This is a genomic window from Rhizobium sp. BK379, from assembly GCF_014193955.1.
In the GTDB taxonomy this organism is placed as follows: Bacteria; Pseudomonadota; Alphaproteobacteria; order Rhizobiales; family Rhizobiaceae; genus Rhizobium.
In genome coordinates, this window is record NZ_JACIAD010000003.1 from 336985 (window position 1) to 356003 (window position 19019).

General features: G+C 59.2%; 16 protein-coding genes. 6 read left to right on the plus strand and 10 right to left on the minus strand.

Features of this window, described 5'->3' with window-relative positions:
- Positions 1–18 precede the first annotated feature (18 nt).
- The 5 genes from FHT93_RS17945 to FHT93_RS17965 are packed head-to-tail and all read right to left on the minus strand — an operon-like array spanning position 19 to position 4904.
- Positions 19–1089 (minus strand): phosphotriesterase, encoded by a 1071-nt coding sequence (locus tag FHT93_RS17945; RefSeq protein WP_113147783.1) that lies wholly within the window; start codon positions 1087–1089, stop codon positions 19–21.
- Positions 1089–2093, minus strand: coding sequence for an ABC transporter permease (locus tag FHT93_RS17950; protein ID WP_183848700.1), 1005 nt, complete (start codon positions 2091–2093; stop codon positions 1089–1091). The genes FHT93_RS17945 and FHT93_RS17950 overlap by 1 nt, the downstream gene beginning before the upstream one ends.
- Positions 2090–2896 carry an ATP-binding cassette domain-containing protein gene (locus tag FHT93_RS17955; RefSeq protein WP_246781639.1) on the minus strand — a complete coding sequence of 269 codons (807 nt, stop codon included), beginning with the start codon at positions 2894–2896 and terminating at the stop codon, positions 2090–2092. The genes FHT93_RS17950 and FHT93_RS17955 overlap by 4 nt, the downstream gene beginning before the upstream one ends.
- Positions 2896–3846 carry a substrate-binding domain-containing protein gene (locus FHT93_RS17960; RefSeq protein ID WP_183848701.1) on the minus strand — a complete coding sequence of 317 codons (951 nt, stop codon included), beginning with the start codon at positions 3844–3846 and terminating at the stop codon, positions 2896–2898. Before FHT93_RS17960 ends, FHT93_RS17955 begins: the two co-directional genes overlap by 1 nt.
- Positions 3847–3866: 20 nt before the next feature.
- On the minus strand, positions 3867–4904 hold the full coding sequence (locus FHT93_RS17965; protein WP_112972424.1) for a LacI family DNA-binding transcriptional regulator: 1038 nt from the start codon (positions 4902–4904) through the stop codon (positions 3867–3869).
- Between the two features lie 411 nt (positions 4905–5315).
- Between FHT93_RS17965 and FHT93_RS17970 the strand changes: the two genes are divergently transcribed.
- A complete protein-coding gene (locus tag FHT93_RS17970) occupies positions 5316–6173 on the plus strand; it encodes an SDR family oxidoreductase (protein ID WP_183848703.1) in 858 nt (285 codons plus the stop codon).
- 306 nt (positions 6174–6479) lie between these two features.
- Complete coding sequence (gene catE, locus FHT93_RS17975) at positions 6480–8618, plus strand: catalase C (protein WP_183848921.1); 2139 nt, start codon at positions 6480–6482, stop codon at positions 8616–8618.
- A gap of 81 nt (positions 8619–8699) precedes the next feature.
- Here catE and FHT93_RS17980 read toward each other — a convergent pair whose 3' ends face one another.
- The 3 genes from FHT93_RS17980 to FHT93_RS17990 form a co-directional block, all read right to left on the minus strand.
- Positions 8700–9032 carry a hypothetical protein gene (locus FHT93_RS17980; protein WP_183848705.1) on the minus strand — a complete coding sequence of 111 codons (333 nt, stop codon included), beginning with the start codon at positions 9030–9032 and terminating at the stop codon, positions 8700–8702.
- Between the two features lie 286 nt (positions 9033–9318).
- Positions 9319–11373: an ATP-binding protein gene (locus FHT93_RS17985; protein ID WP_183848707.1), complete on the minus strand. Its 2055-nt coding sequence runs from the start codon at positions 11371–11373 to the stop codon at positions 9319–9321.
- A gap of 387 nt (positions 11374–11760) precedes the next feature.
- Positions 11761–13296: a histidine kinase dimerization/phosphoacceptor domain -containing protein gene (locus FHT93_RS17990; RefSeq protein ID WP_183848709.1), complete on the minus strand. Its 1536-nt coding sequence runs from the start codon at positions 13294–13296 to the stop codon at positions 11761–11763.
- Positions 13297–13570: 274 nt separating this feature from the next.
- Here FHT93_RS17990 and FHT93_RS36000 point away from each other — a divergent pair, with 274 nt between their 5' ends.
- From FHT93_RS36000 to FHT93_RS18000, 3 genes are all read left to right on the plus strand, one after another.
- Positions 13571–13780, plus strand: a complete 210-nt coding sequence (locus tag FHT93_RS36000; RefSeq protein ID WP_112542729.1) for a hypothetical protein — start codon at positions 13571–13573, stop codon at positions 13778–13780.
- Between the two features lie 205 nt (positions 13781–13985).
- Complete coding sequence (locus FHT93_RS17995) at positions 13986–14363, plus strand: hypothetical protein (protein ID WP_112542535.1); 378 nt, start codon at positions 13986–13988, stop codon at positions 14361–14363.
- Between the two features lie 89 nt (positions 14364–14452).
- Complete coding sequence (locus FHT93_RS18000; protein ID WP_112542536.1) at positions 14453–14752, plus strand: hypothetical protein; 300 nt, start codon at positions 14453–14455, stop codon at positions 14750–14752.
- 95 nt (positions 14753–14847) lie between these two features.
- Here FHT93_RS18000 and FHT93_RS18005 read toward each other — a convergent pair whose 3' ends face one another.
- Positions 14848–16944, minus strand: a complete 2097-nt coding sequence (locus FHT93_RS18005; protein WP_183848923.1) for a carboxy terminal-processing peptidase — start codon at positions 16942–16944, stop codon at positions 14848–14850.
- A 392-nt stretch (positions 16945–17336) separates the two neighbouring features.
- On the opposite strand from FHT93_RS18005, the gene FHT93_RS18010 reads away from it, so the two are divergent.
- Positions 17337–18170, plus strand: coding sequence for an SMP-30/gluconolactonase/LRE family protein (locus FHT93_RS18010; RefSeq protein WP_183848711.1), 834 nt, complete (start codon positions 17337–17339; stop codon positions 18168–18170).
- 8 nt (positions 18171–18178) lie between these two features.
- On the opposite strand, the gene FHT93_RS18015 is transcribed toward FHT93_RS18010, so the two are convergent.
- Complete coding sequence (locus tag FHT93_RS18015) at positions 18179–18871, minus strand: GntR family transcriptional regulator (protein ID WP_183848713.1); 693 nt, start codon at positions 18869–18871, stop codon at positions 18179–18181.
- Positions 18872–19019: the final 148 nt, after the last annotated feature.

Consider the following 19019-nt stretch of genomic DNA (forward strand, 5'->3'; position numbering starts at 1 on the left):
TTTCTTTTTATATGGCGGTCAGGCGCTGGCCTGAAAAACCGACCTTGGATTGGCGCGCATGAAGACGTCGAGCATCGCATCATCGAGACCGTTACGCTTCAGGCGAGGCAGAAAGTGGCGCAGGATATAGGCGTAGCCGTTGCCCCCATAATGCTTGAGCATCATCTTCAAGAAGACGTCGTGGGAGAGCAGGAGGCGATCCGCATATCCCATCTCGACGAGTTTGACGAGCGCGCGCGCCGCCTCCTCGTCACTCGGGCATTGCACCTGCTGATCGGCGTAAAAGAAGTCCATGCCGATCATGTCATATTCGAGAAACGCGCCGCGGGCGGCCAATTCCGACTGATAGGTGAGATCGTCATGTGACGGGTTCATGTGGCAGAGCACGGTGTGCCTGAGATCGGCGCCTTCGGAACCGACGATATCAAGGACCTTGTGGCCCAGCCGAAACCAGCCGGGAAGATGGACCATCAACGGCAGGCCGGTGCGTACCTGTGCCTGCGCCGCACCCCGCAGCGATTTTTCCTCGGCGGCGGTGAAATCAGAGGATACGCCGATTTCGCCGATCAGGCCGATCTTCACATCGGTACCATCCGCCCCGACCGTCGCTTCGAAGACGATCTCGTCGGCGATCTCGGAGACGGACATGCCGGCAACCTTGGCCGGATGCGAGGAACCCAGATAGAAGCCGGCACCCATGACGATGTTCAGCCCTGTCGCTCCAGAAATCCGCCGCAAGGCGAGAGGATCGCGACCAATGCCCTGACATGTGGGCTCAACGACCGTACGGCCGCCGAGACTGGCAAAGTCCCCGAGTTCGGTGACGGCAAGGTTCTCGTCGTCGAGCGTGATATTGTGCTTGTTGACGAAGGGGTCCTGCCTCAGTTCGCCGAGGATCTCCATGCAGACAAACCCTTCGGCAAGATATTGCCGCTCAGGCGTCTTCGGCGCATGCCACCAGCAGCGGCAATCGTTGAGGATGTGTTCGTGCATCAGCGTGATGCCGATTTCCGCCGCTGGAACCGGCCCGGAGACCGTCATCACATTGCCGGATCGCACGTGACCCGGCGAAAGCTCATTTGCCGCCATCAGCTCTTCCTCCTGCCCGCCAAGCGGAAGTTGGTTGTGAAGATGCGAGTGTTCAGCCAGATGGCGACAAGGATGATCGCGCCGGTGACGATCTGGGTGAAGAAGGGCGAGATATGCATCAGGATCAGCCCGTTGCCGATGACGGCAATGGTCATCGTCCCAAGGACCGTGCCGATCATCGTGCCGCGCCCGCCCATCAGCGAGGTGCCGCCGAGCACGACCGCCGCGATGACTTGCAGTTCGAAGCCGACAGCGGCATTCGACGAGCCGGAACCGAGGCGAGCCGCGATCAAAAGACCAGCGAGTGCGGAGGCGGCGCCTGACACGAGGTAGACCGAGGCGACGATCCATTTGGCCGGCATGCCGACGCGGCGCGCTGCTTCCATGTTGGATCCGACAGCCACGATCTGCCGTCCGTACTTGGTGACCGCCATGATGACGTAGCCTGCGATCGCAACCAGAATCGCAATGAGCGCCGGGACAGGAAAACCCGCCAGTTCGCCACGCCCCAGGTAGAAGAAGCCAGGCTCGTTGTTGATCGGAATCGAATAGCCTTGCGTCAGGTAGAGGGCCACGCCACGCAGGATGGAAAGCCCGGCAAGGGTGACGATGAAGGCTGGAATGTTCTGGTAGGCGATGAACCAGCCCTGAAGCAGACCGACAATGCCGCCGAAGGCGAGCATGCCGATCGAGACTACGGGCCAGGGTATGCCTGTCGCCAGTGTAATGGCGGCAACGGCGTTGATCAGGGCCAGCATCGAACCGACCGACAGATCGATCCCGCCGGTGACGATGACGAGGGTCATGGCGATGGCGACGACGAGGATAGGAGCTGCCTGGCGCACGATGTTCAGGATGTTGCCCGTCGTCATGAAGGTCGTCGTCGTCAACGAAAAGAAGACGAGGCATGCCAGAAAGAAAAAGGCGATCGACAGAACCTGAGCGTTCTCACCCAGAAAGTCGGCTATCGGCGAGCCCTTGGCGCGTTCGGTGTAGACGGTCAATGTCTTTCTCCCCCGACGATGAGCTTGACGAGATCTTCGAGATTGGTCTTGCCGATGTCCCGCTCGGCAACCTTGGTGCCTTCATACATGACGGCGATCCTGTCGCAGACGCGGAACAGATCCTGCAGGCGATGGGTGATGAGGACGACGGATACACCCTTTGCCTTGACGCGGTTGATCAGTGCAAGCACAGCCTCGACCTCCGCGACCGCCAATGCCGATGTCGGCTCGTCCATGATCAGAACCTTGGGCTGGAAGGAAGCCGCGCGTGCGATCGCAATCGCCTGGCGCTGGCCCCCAGACAGCTTCTCGACCTTGGCGGAGAGACGCGGAATACGGATTTCCAACGCATCCAGCATCTTGCGCGCCTCGCTCATCATCTTCTGGCGGTCGAGGAACGGACCCCTGGTGAGTTCGCGTCCAAGAAACAGATTGCCGACGACATCGATATGGTCGCAGAGGCTCAAATCCTGGAAGACCATTTCGATATGGCGGTTGCGAGCATCCGCAGGCCCGGACAGATGGACATCTTCGCCGTTCAGCGAAATCGTCCCTTCATCCGGCAGATAGGTTCCGGAGATGATTTTGGTAAGCGTTGACTTACCGGCTGCATTGTCACCGACAAGACCAAGGCACTCGCCTGGAAAGAGGTCGAGGTCGACGCCACGCAACGCCTGATGCGAACCGAACGTCTTGCGGATCCCGCGCAGTGAGACAGCAGGTGTCCGGGCGGACGAGCCGGAGGAATGCGGGGAGGCTTGCGCCTCCCCGGCCCCGGCATAAACAGGCCGATTGTCCGTCATCATTTGAAGACGGCCCGGTATGGCTCGACATTTTCCTTCGTCACGATCGTGATCGGAACGGAAATGCTCTTTTCGACGCTCTGGCCTGCAGTCAGCTTGGCAAGAGCTTCGACTGCGGCCTTGCCTTCGCCGGCAGGATCCTGCTGGACGACAGCAACGACGTAGCCATCGTCGAGACCCGAAATCGCCTGAGCGGTCAGATCCCATCCGAAGACCTTGATACTGTCCTGCTTGCCCTGGCTCTGGACAGCGGCGATGGCGCCGAGCAGGGCCGGTTCACCGGTTGCGTAGATCGCCGTCATGTCGGGATTGCCGGTAATCAGGTTCTCGGCAGCAGCCAATGCGTTATCCTGGATATTCTGGCCGTCGACGACGCCCGAGGTCTCGATGCCATCGCCCTTGATGGCGTCCTCGAAGCCCTTCTGGCGGACGTTCTGAATATAGGAGTTCAAGGCGCCGACGATGCCGACCTTGGCCTTGCCGCCCATGTTCTTCTTCACGTAGTCGAGGAAGTAGGCACCCATATCGGCGCCGGCCTTGCCGTTATCGACGCCGATCTGCGATTTCTGCGGTCCATCGGGAAGGATTGCATCAATGGCGACAACGGGAATACCGGCGTCCGAAGCCTGTGTGACCGCCGGCATGATGCCATTCACGTCAATTGCGACGACGATCAGGCCATCAACCTTCTGCTGGATGTAGTTTTCGATGGCGCTGTTCTGTGCGGCCGCTTCATTGTTGGCGTTGAAGATGACAAGCTTGTCACCGGAGGCATCGGCCGCCTTCTGCGCGCCTTCGTTGATCTGGTTGAAGAAAAGGGCCTGCTGATTGATCTGCACCAGCGCATAGGTCTTGCCCGCAGCGTGAGCGAGCGAAGCTCCAAGTGTGGCGCTGGCAAGCGCGGTGAAGGCAAGAGCGGCGCTGAACGCCCGACGTCTGATCTGTTTCATGTTCTCATCCTCTGGTTTCGTTATCGTTGCTTATTATGGGTCGACGGCGGCGCAACGGAGTTCCGCACGACGATTTCGACTGGCACGAGTTCCTCGGTGGCGAGCGATTTGCTCTCCTGCCAGTTTGTTTCAAGAAGAAGGGACAGGGCACGCCGGCCGATAGCGCGCACCGGCTGCCGGATCGCCGTTAATGGCGGCGCAAAAAGGTGCAGCGGACTGACATCGTCAAAGCCGATGATCGACAGGTCTTCAGGGATCGATATTCCCTTCTCCCTGAAGACTTCGATCATGCCGATGGCGATTTCGTCGGAGCTCGCGAAGATTGCGGTCGCAGGCTTGCCTTCTTCCAGGAAGCGGCGCGCCATGTCCCGCCCGCAGGCGACCGTATATTCGCCGCTGTAGCGCCGGATCGAGGCACCACCACCGAAATGCTCCTGCAGGCCCCTATGTAATCCGTTGAAACGGCGCTGCGTGCTGATCATGGCATCGGGACCGCCCACATAGAGCACGTTCCGATGGCCGAACTCCGCCAGATGGCGCCCCGCCAGATGGCCGCCCTGAAAGTTGTCACAGAAGAGCTTCGGGACACTGGCAAGCGGAACGTCTTCGTCGACGACGATCACCTTGCCTGTTCGATTGATGAGAGCTGCGAGATCGCCGTTGTCGGGATGGTTGGTGACGAAAACCAGGCCGTCGACATGATTATGCTCGAGCAGCCGAAGATAGGTGACTTCACGGCCGGTCCGGTTGAGAGTCGCGTAGAGCGAAACGGCCAGCCCCCGATCGTTTGCCTCCTCTTCGACCGCCGCCACCATGGTCGCGAAGAACGGGTTGGCGATATCGGGCACGACCAGCCCAATCATGTCGGAGCGGCCGCGGCTCAGCCGCCGCGCGTGAGGGTTCGGCTGGTATTTGAGGGAAGCGATAGCGTTTTCGATACGCTGCTTGGTGAGGGCAGGCAAATCCAGCGAGCCGTTCAGCATGCGCGAGACTGTCGTCACCGACACCCCCGCCGCTTTCGCGACATCCTTCAACCCTGGAGTTCTCGCTTGCGCCATCAGCTTGTAAACCGCTTTAGTAAAACGCTTTACTTACACTCCATGACAAGAGATTGCCTGTCAAGAGCCGTTATCAGCTGCGGAAGATCTGATTTGGAAGGCTGACTTAATTGCCCACGGGATATGTCGCTTCGGATGCCGCTTCGACCGCCGGTCGAAGGGTTCGTTAAATCAGTTGGTTAGCTTCCGGCAAGAACAAGACCAATACCTTCCGTCTTGAGATGGCTGGCCGGAACGAGCTGCGCAAACACGGCGCTCAATCCGGATTATCTCCGCGAACTCACCGGGAACTGCTGGCCGACCGACGAGTTGTGTATCGACGCTCCGCCCGCTTCCGCGACGGGCGAAAGCCAAAGTCCTTGGTCGCCGTCGCCTGAGGCCGGCCCATCGTCAAAACCGGAGAAACAGAAAATGGCCAACTACCCGACCCCACCCTTCGATACGGCGCGCCAACCCATGCCGGGCACGACCGACGCTATGTCGCCGGTACCGGACCACGGCGAGCAGACCTATCGAGGATCTGGCCGACTGACCGGCAGGAAAGCGATTATTACCGGCGGCGACAGCGGTATCGGACGAGCCGTTGCGATTGCCTATGCCCGTGAGGGCGCAGATGTTCTCATCGCCTATCTCGACGAGGACGAAGACGCACGCGAAACCCAGAAATGGGTCGAAGAAGCAGGGCGAAAGGCCATTCTCGTCTCCGGGGACCTGCAGCATCCCGAACATTGCCGGCACATCATCGAAACCGCGCGCGGCAAACTTGGCGGTATCGACATCCTCGTCAACAATGCGGCCCATCAGGCAAGCTTCAAGGATATCGGCGAAATCAGCGATGACGAGTGGGAATTGACCTTCAAGGTCAATATCCATGCAATGTTCTATCTGACCAAGGCGGCAGTCCCGCATATGAAAGCGGGCAGCGCGATCATCAATACGGCGTCGATCAATGCTGACAGTCCGAGCCCGCACCTGCTTGCCTATGCGACAACCAAGGGGGCGATCCAGAACTTCACGGCGGGTCTGGCCCAAATGCTTGCGGAAAAGGGCATCCGTGCCAATGCGGTCGCGCCAGGCCCAATCTGGACGCCGCTCATTCCCTCGACGATGCCGGACGAAGCCGTCAGGAACTTCGGCAAACAGGTGCCGATGCAGCGACCTGGGCAGCCCGCCGAGCTTGCAACCACCTATGTGATGCTCGCCGATCCGCTGTCGAGCTATGTTTCGGGAGCAACGATTGCGGTGACAGGCGGCAAACCGATCTTATGAGCTCGGGCATTGCGGCCTGCACTGTCGGCGGGGGCGTGAATACCATTCTTCGACGCTCGTGCTCGTTCGAAGGTCCACCTCAATATGTACAGACGGCTGAGCGAGCGCCGACCTGGGACCTTCGTTTCAGTACGATTGGGAACAATGACGCCGCGCAGACATTGGGAATGCGTCCGCGCCCGGTAGCACCACCAAGACGCCAAAGCACCGCGATGCGGGCCAGATCGAACGCTCCGACATGAGCGGACCGGCCCCGAGGCAGCATTTCCAGTTGGCAATTCACATATATCGCAAGGGAACGACATGATGGCCAAGAAACCTTCGACGACCGCCGGGAAAAACACAGCGACGATCCATGACCGGAAACTCCATCGCGGCGAAGGGGGCGAGCTTCATCAGTTCGCCGAAGATGGGCATCCGGTGCTGACAACAGCCCAAGGTGGCCCTGTAGCAGACGATCAGAACAGCCTGCATGTCGGGGCACCCGGACCTGCACTCATCGATGACTTCCACTTCCGAGAAAAGATCTTCCATTTCGACCATGAGCGCATTCCCGAACGCGTGGTCCACGCCCGCGGCTATGGTGCGCATGGCTTTTTCGAGACTTATAAATCCCTTGCGGACTACACGCGGGCCGACATTTTCCAGCGCCCGGGCGAAAGGACACCCGCCTTCGTGCGCTTTTCAACTGTCGCGGGCAGCAAAGGGTCCTTCGATCTTGCGCGGGATGTTCGCGGTTTTGCCGTGAAGATGTACACCAAGGAAGGAAACTGGGATCTCGTCGGCAACAACATCCCGGTTTTCTTCATCCAGGACGCCATCAAATTTCCCGACGTGGTCCATTCCGTAAAGCCGGAGCCAGACCGGGGTTTTCCGCAGGCGCAATCCGCCCACGACAACTTCTGGGACTTTATCAGCCTGACGCCTGAAAGCATGCATATGATCATGTGGGTCATGTCTGACAGGGCGATTCCCCGATCCTTCCGCTTCATGGAGGGCTTCGGCGTCCATACTTTCCGTTTCGTCAACGCTAAGGATCAGTCGACATTCGTCAAGTTCCACTGGAAGCCGAAGCTTGGGCTGCAGTCCGTCGCCTGGAACGAGGCGGTCAAGATCAACGGCGCTGATCCAGACTTCCATCGCCGCGATCTCTGGCAGGCAATCCGGTCGGGTAAGTTTCCGGAGTGGGAACTGTGCGTCCAGCTATTCGATCAGAAGTTCGCCGACACGTTCGATTTCGACGTGCTTGATCCGACAAAGATCATTCCGGAAGAAATCCTCCCTGTTCAACCGATCGGCCGGCTGGTGCTCGATCGCATGCCCGACAATTTCTTCGCCGAAACAGAACAGGTCGCCTTCATGACGCAGAACGTTCCGCCGGGGATAGACTTCAGCGACGATCCGCTTTTGCAGGGCCGGAATTTCTCCTATCTGGATACCCAGCTCAAGCGCCTCGGCGGCCCGAACTTCACGCACCTGCCGATCAATGCGCCAAAGTGTCCCTTCCATACCTTTCAGCAGGACGGCCACATGGCGATGCGCAATCCGGCCGGCCGGGTCAACTACCTGCCAAACTCCTGGGGCGAAGGTCCGAGAGAATCGCCTCAGAAAGGCTTTCGACATTTCGCGTCCGAGGAACAAGGCGCAAAGGCCAGGCTGCGTCCGGAGAGCTTCGCCGACCATTACAGCCAGTCGCGCCAGTTCTACATCAGCCAGACGCCGCCCGAGCAACGGCACATCGCCATGGCGCTCACCTTTGAACTCAGCAAGGTCGAGAACCCTGTCATCCGCGAGCGAATGGTATCTCATCTGATCAACATCGACGAAACGTTGGCGACCACCGTCGCAGAAAAACTGGGATTGCAGTCGCTGCCGAAACCGGCTCAGGCCGCTATTCCAACGCGTCAGGACCTGGAGCCCTCACCCGCGCTCAGCATCGTGAAACGCGGTCCTGGACGCTTCGAAGGGCGCAAACTTGGCATCCTCATTACCGACGGTGTCGATGCCAAACTGCTCAAGGGCGTGACAACGGCTCTTACCAAGCAGAAAGCGGTCTTCGAACTGATTGCTCCCAAGGTTGGTGGCGTGACGGCTTCGGACAGCACTTGGATCGAAGCGCAGCATATGATCGATGGCGCACCGTCGGTGCTTTTCGACGCGATAGCACTTTTGACCGCACCGGCCGCTATCGAAGACCTCGTCAAGGAGGCCACAGCACGTGACTTCGTCGCCGATGCTTTCCAGCATTGCAAGTTTATCGGCTATGATCCGTCGGCGCTGCCGCTGCTAGAAAAGGCGGGAATTTCCGAAAGCATCGACGAGGGCGTCTTGAGCTTGCCTGGAGAAGAGGGCATTGCCACGTTCGTCACCGAACTCGGCAAGCTGCGTGTCTGGGGCCGGGAACCCTCCGTCAAGCTTGGCAAGGCTTCACCGCCGACAAAATGAGACAGCCGGGACGCGGAAAGGCGTCCCTTAATGTCCCGGCAGCCAGCGTGTCCGGACCTTCGCTGGAAGGCGCGCGTCGTCTCAACCACCCGCACCAGGCGGCGCATCGTTCTCGAAGAATTCCCGGTACTGGATCGTTTCGTCTTCATTGGTATCCAGGCTGGAGCCGGAAGGCTGGCTGAAGCGGACACCAGGTCCGCCCGGGCTTGAATAGTCTCCGTCGAAAAACGAAACACCTGCCGAACGGACGGCGTTGATGATTGTTTCAATTGCCCGCCCTTCCGTCTTCAACTGCCCGGGCACGGCTTCAAGCTCCTCGATCAAAGGCAATGAAACCCGTGCGGCATCGGCAAGGTCCTTCTGCTCCCATCGCAATAGCGCGCGCGCTGCGCGCAGCTGTTCGCTAGTAATCATCGCACCGCATGCTCCAGCTGAATGTCTGACCAGGGATTGACCGGTCCGAGGACGAGTATCGCTTCCGCGAAGATCGCCGTGCCCCGCTTGGCGCTTGTTCCAACCATCGACATATTCCTTTTATCTTTGCAAAGCGCAAAACGGCAAAGATTGGCCAGGGTTCCCCTCGAAAGGAGCAGCGACGATAAGATCGGCGGTAACGGCTGATGGAGGGAAGCAGATCGTTGCCGAAACTCGTTTGCCGCAGTCGCGCGAAAAATGAACCTCGCAAAGACGTCGAAGCTGGTCAGCCCTTCGTCGGAATTTCCAGGCGCACGACATTTGCAGATTGGACTACAGAGGTTTTCGCCTTTTCGAGGCTGGCGGCCAGATCCTCGATCTTGAAGGGCTTCGGGACAACCGGACAGCCGACCTCCGTACCGGCCTCAAGCCTGTCGCTGTAGCCGGTCATCAGCACGACGGGTAGAGATGCGTTTCTGCGGCGGATCTCCTCGGCAAGCTCAATGCCCGACATGCCCGGCATCATGATGTCACTGACGATCGCTTCGATTTCAGGATGGCGGCCCAGGATTTCGATTGCCTCAGGTCCACCTGCGGCCAGGAAGATCGACGGCACGATGCCCTCGAGCGCCAGTCGCACGGATTCAAGCGATGTCGGTGTGTCGTCGACGATCATGATCGCATGGGGAAGATTCGCGGGGGGTGCTGGATCCGGACGTGCCGCACGCGGCCCGCTCGATCGTGGTAAAAGCAAGGTAAAGGCGCTGCCGTGACCGGCCAGGCTTGCGACCTTGACCGCACCGCCGCTGCCGGTGGCGAAACTGTGGACCTGCGTCAAACCAAGGCCTGAGCCACCATTTTTCTTGGTGGAAAAGAATGGCTCAAATACCCGCGCGAGATTTTCCGGGGCAACGCCTGTCCCGGTGTCAGAAATCGTCAGCGCCACGAATGGGCCCTGCAGCCCCGGATCCTCTGTGGCTGCGTTGAGCACATTGCGGGCGGAAATCGTCACCTTTCCACCTCCCGTCATGGCTTCGCGCGCATTCGTCAGGATGTTGATCAGGGCGATTTCAAGCCCGGCAGGATCGACGTGAACCGGCCAGGTATCTTCCGGTATCCTGATCTCCATCACGATTGTGTCGTTGATCGCTTGACGCAACAGCGGAGACAGGTCGGCAAGCCTGACGTCCAGTTCGATCTGGGAGGCACCTTGGTTGGAGCGCCTTGAAAACGACAGCAGCCTTTGCGTGATCGCCTTTCCTCGTGCCACGCCATCGCTCATGTGCATCAGAAGCTGCGTCACGCGCTGTTCGTCGTTTCGCCGTCTCTTGATGCCCTCAACCCCTGACTGGAAGACCATCAGGAGATTGTTGAAATCGTGAGCAGCCTGCCCTGTCAGCTTGCCAAGCGCATCCATCCGCTGCCAGTTGGCCATGCTCTCGCGCTCCCGGTTCCGGGCGCGCGCCTCCCTGTAGAAGAGAAACACGGCCGAGCCGGACAACAGAAGTGTGAAACAGCTCGCCGTCACAAGCAGCATGGTGGCCCTGCGCGCCAGCCTCTCATAATCGGAAACCGGCAGGCCAACCCTTACCCGCCAAGGCGTGTCGGCAAGCGCGACTTCGGCGACACGAAGCTCCAATCCGCTCTTGACGGTGGCCGTCCCGAAGTCATTGCCGGAAAAGCTTGCGAATTCGCTCGCCGGATTGCCGGCAAGCGCGGGATCGCCGGTCGATGCAACCAGACGATCCTGCCCATCGACGATCCAGGCCGACCATGATCCTGGAAGTCCATTGGCATAAAGCAGTTTCGTCACGATCGTCGGACGGATCACCACCGAAAGGACGGCTTTCAGACGATCGCTCCTCTGGATCGGAGCGCGCAAGGCAAAGGCCGCCTGGCCTTTCGGCCCGATGGCGATATTGCCGACCACCGCGACACCCGTGCGAACTAGGGCGTCATGGCTTTCCATGTCCACAACATGCGTATCGGCGGAGGGGTCGAGCGGCGGAAATGACAGAACCACTTCGCCCTTCTCGTTGGAAATCCGGATCTGCTCCCATTCCGGCACCCGATCGCGCAGACGCCGCGCAGTCTCGGCAAAAGCGGCGCGCGGTATGGGGGGATCGAGCCGAGGGGAATCGGCGACGATCGAAAGCAGCTGGATCTGGCTCGCGAGTTCGCGTTGAAGCGTGGCGGCCAACGTCGCTGCCCGGCCGCGAATGTCATCGTCGAGAGCAGCCTGCTGCTCCTTGATGAAGAACCTTCCCATCAGCGCTGCCAGTATGATGACCGGAATGAGCGACGCCGTGATGAGAAGGAGCGCTGGCCGGGTTTTATTCAACGGACACTCCGGGTGTGTTCTTCGAACCCTATCAAATAATCCAGGGCGGGAAACTTGCAATGCCAAGTTGGAATAAGACTGACCTTTCCCCTAGATAAGCGGCGACAGCAGAGCCTGTATCTCTACTCGACCTCCGAACGGGTGCGCTTCGACCCGTCGGGCCGCGGTGGCGGCCAGGTTAGGAGCTGAGAAGGCGGCTTGCTGGCCCTAGGAAATCCGAAACGCCTCAGTCGTGGTTGACATCAAGCGACGGCGGCGCGCGGGCGGTTTCGCCAATTGCCGCCGGTCCGGAGGGAGTTCCTCGCCAGCGCCAGCACAGCCGGAGATTGCTTCAAAGATTTTTTGCACGGAAAGCCAAAATCGCCGACGCCAACGCCGTTCCAAGCATCATCGCGCAGCGATAGACAACAGGGCGGTAAAGACGGTACCGCGTGCCCGTTCGGTGCCGTAGGTCCCATCCATCTGGCTGACGAAGGATTTTATCAACCGGCTTCCCATGCCGCTTTCTGTCGCAACCGGCTCATAGCCAACGCCGTCATCAGCCACTTCAAGCAGGACCTTGCCATCGGGATGCTTGAGCAGCCTGATGCGGATATGACCGTCGGTCCGGTCGACGAAGGCGTATTTCATGCTGTTTGTCAGAAGCTCGTTCAGCAACAATGCAAATGGCGTCGCCTTGTCCGCATCGATCCTGATATCGTCGATCTCGAAGGTCAGCTTGATGTCGCGATCATGCAACCCGACCAGCGTGCGCACCAGGTTGGGAACGAACTGCCGCGCAGTGACGCTGCTGAATTGATCGAAGCCATACATTTGCTCGTGCACCGCCGACATGGCAACGATCCGCTCGTTCACCCTCTGGACGGTTTCAGGCCGCAGGCCCTGCAGCCGGATGAGCGCCATGACGGTCTGCAGATTATTTTTCACCCGGTGATGAATTTCCCGCATCAGCACCTGATTGGTTCGGAGCGCCTCGGCAAGTTCGGCGGTGTGGCGCGCGTCTGCATGCGCCAGGTTCAGGATCTTCAACCCGCCCACCACGGCGGCGCAAAGTGCCAGGAGAACGATCAGCGCGGCAATCGAGACATCGGTCCAGAACGGCTTGAGAATTGCGCCGGTGTCGACCGATGCGATGGCGACGAATGGTGTCCGCTCGACGATGCGGTATGCCACCAGCCTTTCGACTTGGTCGACAGGGGAGACAGACACATAGGAGCCCGATGTCGCCTTGCGCATATAGTCGGTGAACAGGATATAGTTACCGAGATCGACGACTTCTTTCGGTTCGGGATATCTGGCGATCAGCTTTCCGTCACGTCTCAAGAAGCTCACCGTCGAGCCTGCTCCGAGCGAGGCGGCGTCCCAGATCGATCGCAGCATTCCGACATCAAACGCCAGGATCGCGACGGCTTCGAACTTATCGTTCCTCTCGATGCGCGCAGCCGATAGGAAGACGTGGCGATCCGTATTGCGCATGACGGTCATCGCCGACGTATGGTCCTCTGCGCCATTGGCCAGGCGGCGGAAATAGGTTTGATCGACGATGTCTGCGGGGCTGCTTTCGCGATCAGTGGAATAGAGCAGCGTCCCATCCGCAGCGACCACGTAAGCCGTTGCCGTGGTCGGCAATGCAGCCGTCGCGGCGTTGAGCCTTCGAATACGCGCGTCGTCCGGCAATGCCTCAGCCGCTCCGAAGGCATCGTCCATGCGGTAAAGGGTCTGGCGCGCCAGAGAATTGATCCAGATCGCGTTGGCAGCAACGATCTTGGCTGTGGCTGTGACCTGATCCTCTCCACGCCTGACGGCGGACATGTAGCTCGAATGCAGCCAAAAGCCCAGGACAAGCGAGAGCGCAAGGAACATTAACACGATGGCGGCTATCGCAGCTCTGCCGACGATCGTGAAGCCTTTCGTGAGGCCCATTGAATCCCCATGGATTTAACAGGCGACACTGTCGGATAGCAGGCTATCAGAGTCAAGGATAGGTTGCAGCCTCCTCGATCCTCCCATTCTCCGGCCGCCCGATTCGGGGAACCAGCACACGCTTCCCGCGACTACCGGCCCGGGGCCCGGCACAGGAGATCCGAAGATCTGTATCGTCATGACCGAGGAATTGCAAAACGGCGTGCCTCACTGCCTTTCGATGAGAATTGTGATATTCTCGAAATTACGGTTATCCTTGGGCTGGAGGCAGTTGATGGTCGCGCGAAGGGACATGACAAGCGACGAATGGAAGTGGCTTGTGCGGCTCTGCCAGCACGAAGCAGATAGTGTTCCACAGGCGATCGAAGCGAGGTTAGTCGCGCTCGGACTATCCGGGCCGAACGGCCTTTCAGCCGAAGCGCGAGACCTGGTGCAACATGAATTGTTGAGTGAACGGCGGAATCGGCTGCAGGGCCTCCACTAGGCATCGACCGGACATACAGGAAGCAAGCGATCTCCTGTGCGAGATTCAATCCCGTCCGCAAGACAGGACCAGACGATCTGCCCGTGACAGGCAGGATCGGACTGAACGATACTGGCCCCGGCATGGCTAGGTATCAGCCGCAATCGCCCGACAGGAACTATCGCCTCAACCCTTCGTTACCTCGGCACAGAAGCGAGGTAACGTCATGAACAAAATCATAGGACTGTCAACGGCGGCTGTCTTTGGACTGATCTCCACTTGCGCCCTTGCGCAGGCGCCAGCCGAACCGTCGCCGCCTCCACCACCAGAATCCAGCAGGCAAAATCCACCGCCGCCACCGAATTCTTCCAGCAAGAACGAGGAGCGTGCTGATGATGATTGGCGTTCGCAGCCGAGGGAGCGCGGTGCCCGGTTCCACATCGAGAACGGCCAGACCAGGATCGATCTCAGATGCGCCGACGGCGACTCCACAAAGGACTGCGCCGACGCTGTTCTGCAGGTGCTGGAGCATTTGCAGGCATCCAACTCCGGCAACAACGATCGGCGCGGCGATGACCGGCGTGATCGCTGGGAACGCGACTAGCGGCTGAAGCTGTCGCCCAGGTGAACGGCGTTTTCAGCCTCGGTTCACCGGGACAGGCGTTAAATCGCCCAATAATCGGAGAAACGAAGATGCGAAAACTTCTCGTCACCATAGCCCTTCTCGCAGCCGGAATGACAGCTGGAGCTGCAAATGCCATGCCCTCTGGCAGGGTCACGGCTCCGGCAGCCTCGAACGTCGTAACGGTCGACTACGCCTGTGGCCGCGGTTATCATTTGAGCCCGCGCGGCTTTTGCCGGCCCAATCGATGGGCACCGCCGCCGCCACGCTACTACGGTTGGGATCGCTCCTACGGTTGGGGTCGTCCGCATCGCGACTGGCGCGAATACAGACGCTACGACCGCTGGGATCGCGACCGCGACTGGCGGTAATCAATCCTTTCGCTGGCCGGACGAAGCTGGGATCGCTTCGGCCGGCCCGATAGGCCGCGACGGGACGCTCCGGTCTGACTACTTTCCGCCTGTGTCTACTGCTTGGTGATTGTCTTCGACACGCCTTGCTGCAAATCCGCCTCGTCGGCAAGGATGGCGGCTGCCTCGTCCAGAAGCACGTCCTTTGCTTTCTTGCGAGCATCTTCAATGGCAATATCGGCACTCAGGCTGCGTTCGTTCGACTCCAGCCCATCATCCGCGCCGGTATCTTCGCCACCGAGCAACTGTGCTCGGGACTTCCGGCGCTCCTCTCGAGCAGTTGCTTCCTTGCGACGCTCGGCTTCATTGAGGGAAACGACGCCTTTATCGCGCAGCGCCTTGAGGTCGGCAATATCCTTCACGAGTCCCTGGAAGGCCGGATCGCTTCCAACCCGCGCATCATGGCGGCTTTGCAAGGTCGGCAGCAACTTTGCGACCGTGTCGGCGGGTGCGTAATTCGCGGGTTTGATCTGCGCCCACGGCAAAGCGTTGTCATAACTCGTCTCGCCGAAGCTCGCCGGGTCGGAAAGCCCGGGCAAGCTGATATCGGGCGTCACACCACGCAGCTGCGTCGTACCGCCATTGATCCGGAAAAACTGGGCAATCGTCACCTTCAGCTCGCCGAGTTCGGGTTTGCTGTTGCGCACGATCTGGTCGAGATCAACGACGGTCTGAACGGTGCCCTTGCCGAAACTCGGTTCGCCGATGATCACGCCGCGACCGTAATCCTGGATTGCCGCGGCAAAAATCTCTGAAGCCGATGCCGACCCACGATTGATGAGGACGCCCATCGGGCCTGTCCAGACAGGTGCCGCAAAATCCGCACTTCTGACCGCGACCTTGCCGTCGCTACTCCGTTGCTGAACGACCGGGCCATTGCCGATGAACAGGCCCGTCAAATCAACTGCCTCATCCAATGAACCGCCGCCATTGTTGCGCACGTCTATGAGAACGCTGTCGACCTTTTCCTGCTTCAATTCGTCGAGAAGCTTGGCGACGTCGCGGCTCGCACTTTTATAGTCCTTGTCCCCTTTGTGCCGGGCTTCAAAGTCCTCATAGAATGTCGGCAGGGTGATCACCCCGATTTTGCGTGTGACACCCCCGTCATTCACGGAGAGAACGGTCTTCCTTGCAGCCTGTTTTTCAAGGCTGATTTTATCGCGCACGAGGCTGACAACACGATGCGTGCCATCTGGCCCGGCATCCGCGGGCAGGATGTCCAAGCGCACGACGGAGCCTTTTTTCCCGCGTATCAATTGCACGACTTCATCGAGGCGCGTGCCGACCACTTCTTTTATCGCGCCATCCTTGCCTTGACCAACGCCCGTAATGCGATCTCCGACCACGAGCTTGCCCGACAACTGGGCAGGACCGCCGGGCACGAGCTCACGGATCGTCGTGTAGTCGTCGCGCTCTTGCAGAACCGCACCGATACCAACGAGCGAAAGCTTCATCGAGATATTGAAATCTGCCGAAGCAGCCGCGCCGAAATAGTCCGTATGCGGATCGACCGACGTTGCGTAGGCCTCCATGAACGACTGGAATACGTCCTCGCTTTTATATTGATAGGCGCGCTCGAGAACGTTTGCATAGCGTTTGTCGAGCGTCTCCCGAATGGCTGCATCGGTCTTGCCGGCGAGTTTCAGCAGCAACCAGTCGCTTTTGACACGCTTGCGCCAGAGCTCATTGCTTTCGGCCTCCGATTGCGGCCAGGGCGCTTTGTCACGCACAACTGAATAATTTTCCTGTACGCCGAAATCGAAGCCCTGCTTAAGCAAATTACGCGCGTAGGTCATACGATCGACAATACGCTGCTCATAGGCATTGAAGATCGCAAACGGGATCTTCAAATCCTTCCGTTCGACGGCATCGTCGATCTCGCTTCGGTTAGACATGAATTTGTCGATGTCCGCTTGCAGGAAGAGCATGTGGTCCGGATCCAGTGATTTGATGAACTGATCCATGATCTTGGCCGACAAGGCGTCATCGAGCGCAACAGGCCTGTAGCTGTATCGCGTGAGGAGTTGTGCGCTCAACTGAGCGGCTTGCGCCTGCTGCTTTAGCGGCGCCAAAACGGGCGGTGATGCGACTTCAGCATAGGCGGACTGCGCGATTGCAAGAAATGCACCAAGGACGATGTGTGATATGCGCAAGCGTTGATCCAATTCGTAATGCCTGTTGTCGATGTGCGATCTAGGTGAGGTAATTATGGTTTTTTGGCAACCGGTAGTAAACCGTGTGGTTTGCAAAGCCGCGAAAAACCATTCTCAACGACCGGCCGGAAAACAATGAAGTGTGCTGGGACCTTCCACATAACGCCGCCCGAAAGCCTTGGAAAAGCAGGAATTTACGGTCCACGAGGTCATGACCGGGCGGTCGCAGGAGCTTCCGCGTAGCGGTTCGTAGGAAAGTGGGATCGACTGCCCACGATTTCGTGTTCCGCATCAGGACCACAATTCGCACAGGTCGCGACCCCACGATTCCCGAGAGGCTGCGGCTAAGCTATGCATGTCGTATTGATATAGTGAGACAAGCTGAGAGCGAAATGGCGATTACATTCGAAGTGTTCTCCAACCGCTGGGCGCATCTTGGCGAGAGCCCGGTCTGGTCGGAGACTGAAAATTGCATCTGGTGGGTCGATACCGACGGCCGCAAGCTGCTGCGTACCGATCCAGAAACCGGCAAGACCTCGGCATGGGATGCGCCCGAAGCAGTCGGCTGCATTGCGTTGCGGACAGATGGAACGCTGATTGCCGGGCTTGCGACCGGCATTTTCCTCTTTGAACCGTCGGCAGGCCTGTTCCAACGGGTCTGCACACCGGAAAGCCGCCCGGATGTCCGCTTCAACGATGGCACGCTCGATCCCGCCGGACGATTCTGGGCCGGCACGATGCACCGGGAGATGGCAGCACCGGCCGGCGCGATCTTCTGCATCGAGCCCGATTTCAGCCACCGACGGGTTTTCGAAGATTTCTGGACGCCGAACGGCCTAGCCTTCGATCCAATACGGCAACGAATGTATTTTTCCGATTCCCATCCTTCTGTTCAAACCATCTGGGTCTGCGACTATGACCTTGCCACCGGCACGCCGTCCAACCGTCGGATCTTTGCGACCACGCATGCTTTTGCCGGAAGGCCCGATGGGGCGTTCATCGACGAGGACGGGATCTACTGGATTGCCGGCGTCGGCGGCTCGCAACTGTTGCGCTTTGCGCCATCGGGTGAGCCGCTCACGCCTGTCGAACTGCCGACAACCCATCCGACCAAGCTCGTGATGAACCGCACAATGCCGCGCACGATTTTCGTCACCACCCGCCGCATGGCCGATCCCGATCAGAGCGACGCCTCCGGCCACCTCCTGCGCTGCCTTCGTGCCTGAGTCTGTCCTTAGCGCCGGACAAAATCGGGATATTGTGCGCAGATGATATCCGTGATCGACAGCGTGCCCGACAGGTGCTTGCGCATGGCGGCGACCGCCTTTTCGGGTTCGCCGGAGCGAACAGCTTCAACGATGGCACGATGATCGGCAAGCACTGTCTCCAACTTGCCGGGCATCGGCAGGTTGAGGCGGCGCAGCCGGTCGAGATGGACGCTTTGACGCCGCACCGTTGTCCAGAGACCCAGAATGCCGTTGCGCTCGAAGAGCGTGCGATGGAACTCCCTGTCGAGTGAATCGAACTGGTCAAACTGAATTGGCGAGGCCACTGCCTCCTGCATACGAAGTACCCGCTCCAATACCTGTGCCGTCTCGGCCGGGCTTGCGAGCGTCAGCCTGTGAACCGCTTCGAGTTCGATCGACAGCCTGAGAAAATGCGCCCGCTTGGCATGCTCGATGTCGATCTTGGCAACGACAGTGGCATATTGCGGATAGACCTCGACCAGTCCTTCCTCTTCCAGCCGCATCAAGGCATCCCGCACCGGCGTCTGACTGACATTAAACTCGCTCTGCAGCGACACGCGTGACAGAACCGTCGTCGGCGTCAGATCCATGGAGAGAATACGGGAGCGAAGGATTTCAAGAATTTGCGGTGCGACCTGACGCGTTCGGTCGAGAGGAAATTCTGTCCGATTAACTTTCACGCCTGCCTGTCCCACCCTCGAAACACTGCCGACCGTTTAAACATATTTTCTGGCTTGATGCACTGATGCATTAGTGCTTCAGTTCATTCGCCCAAAGTCGCGCCGGGATTGGGACGGCATTTTCTTTAATCCGAGACAGGACTTCACG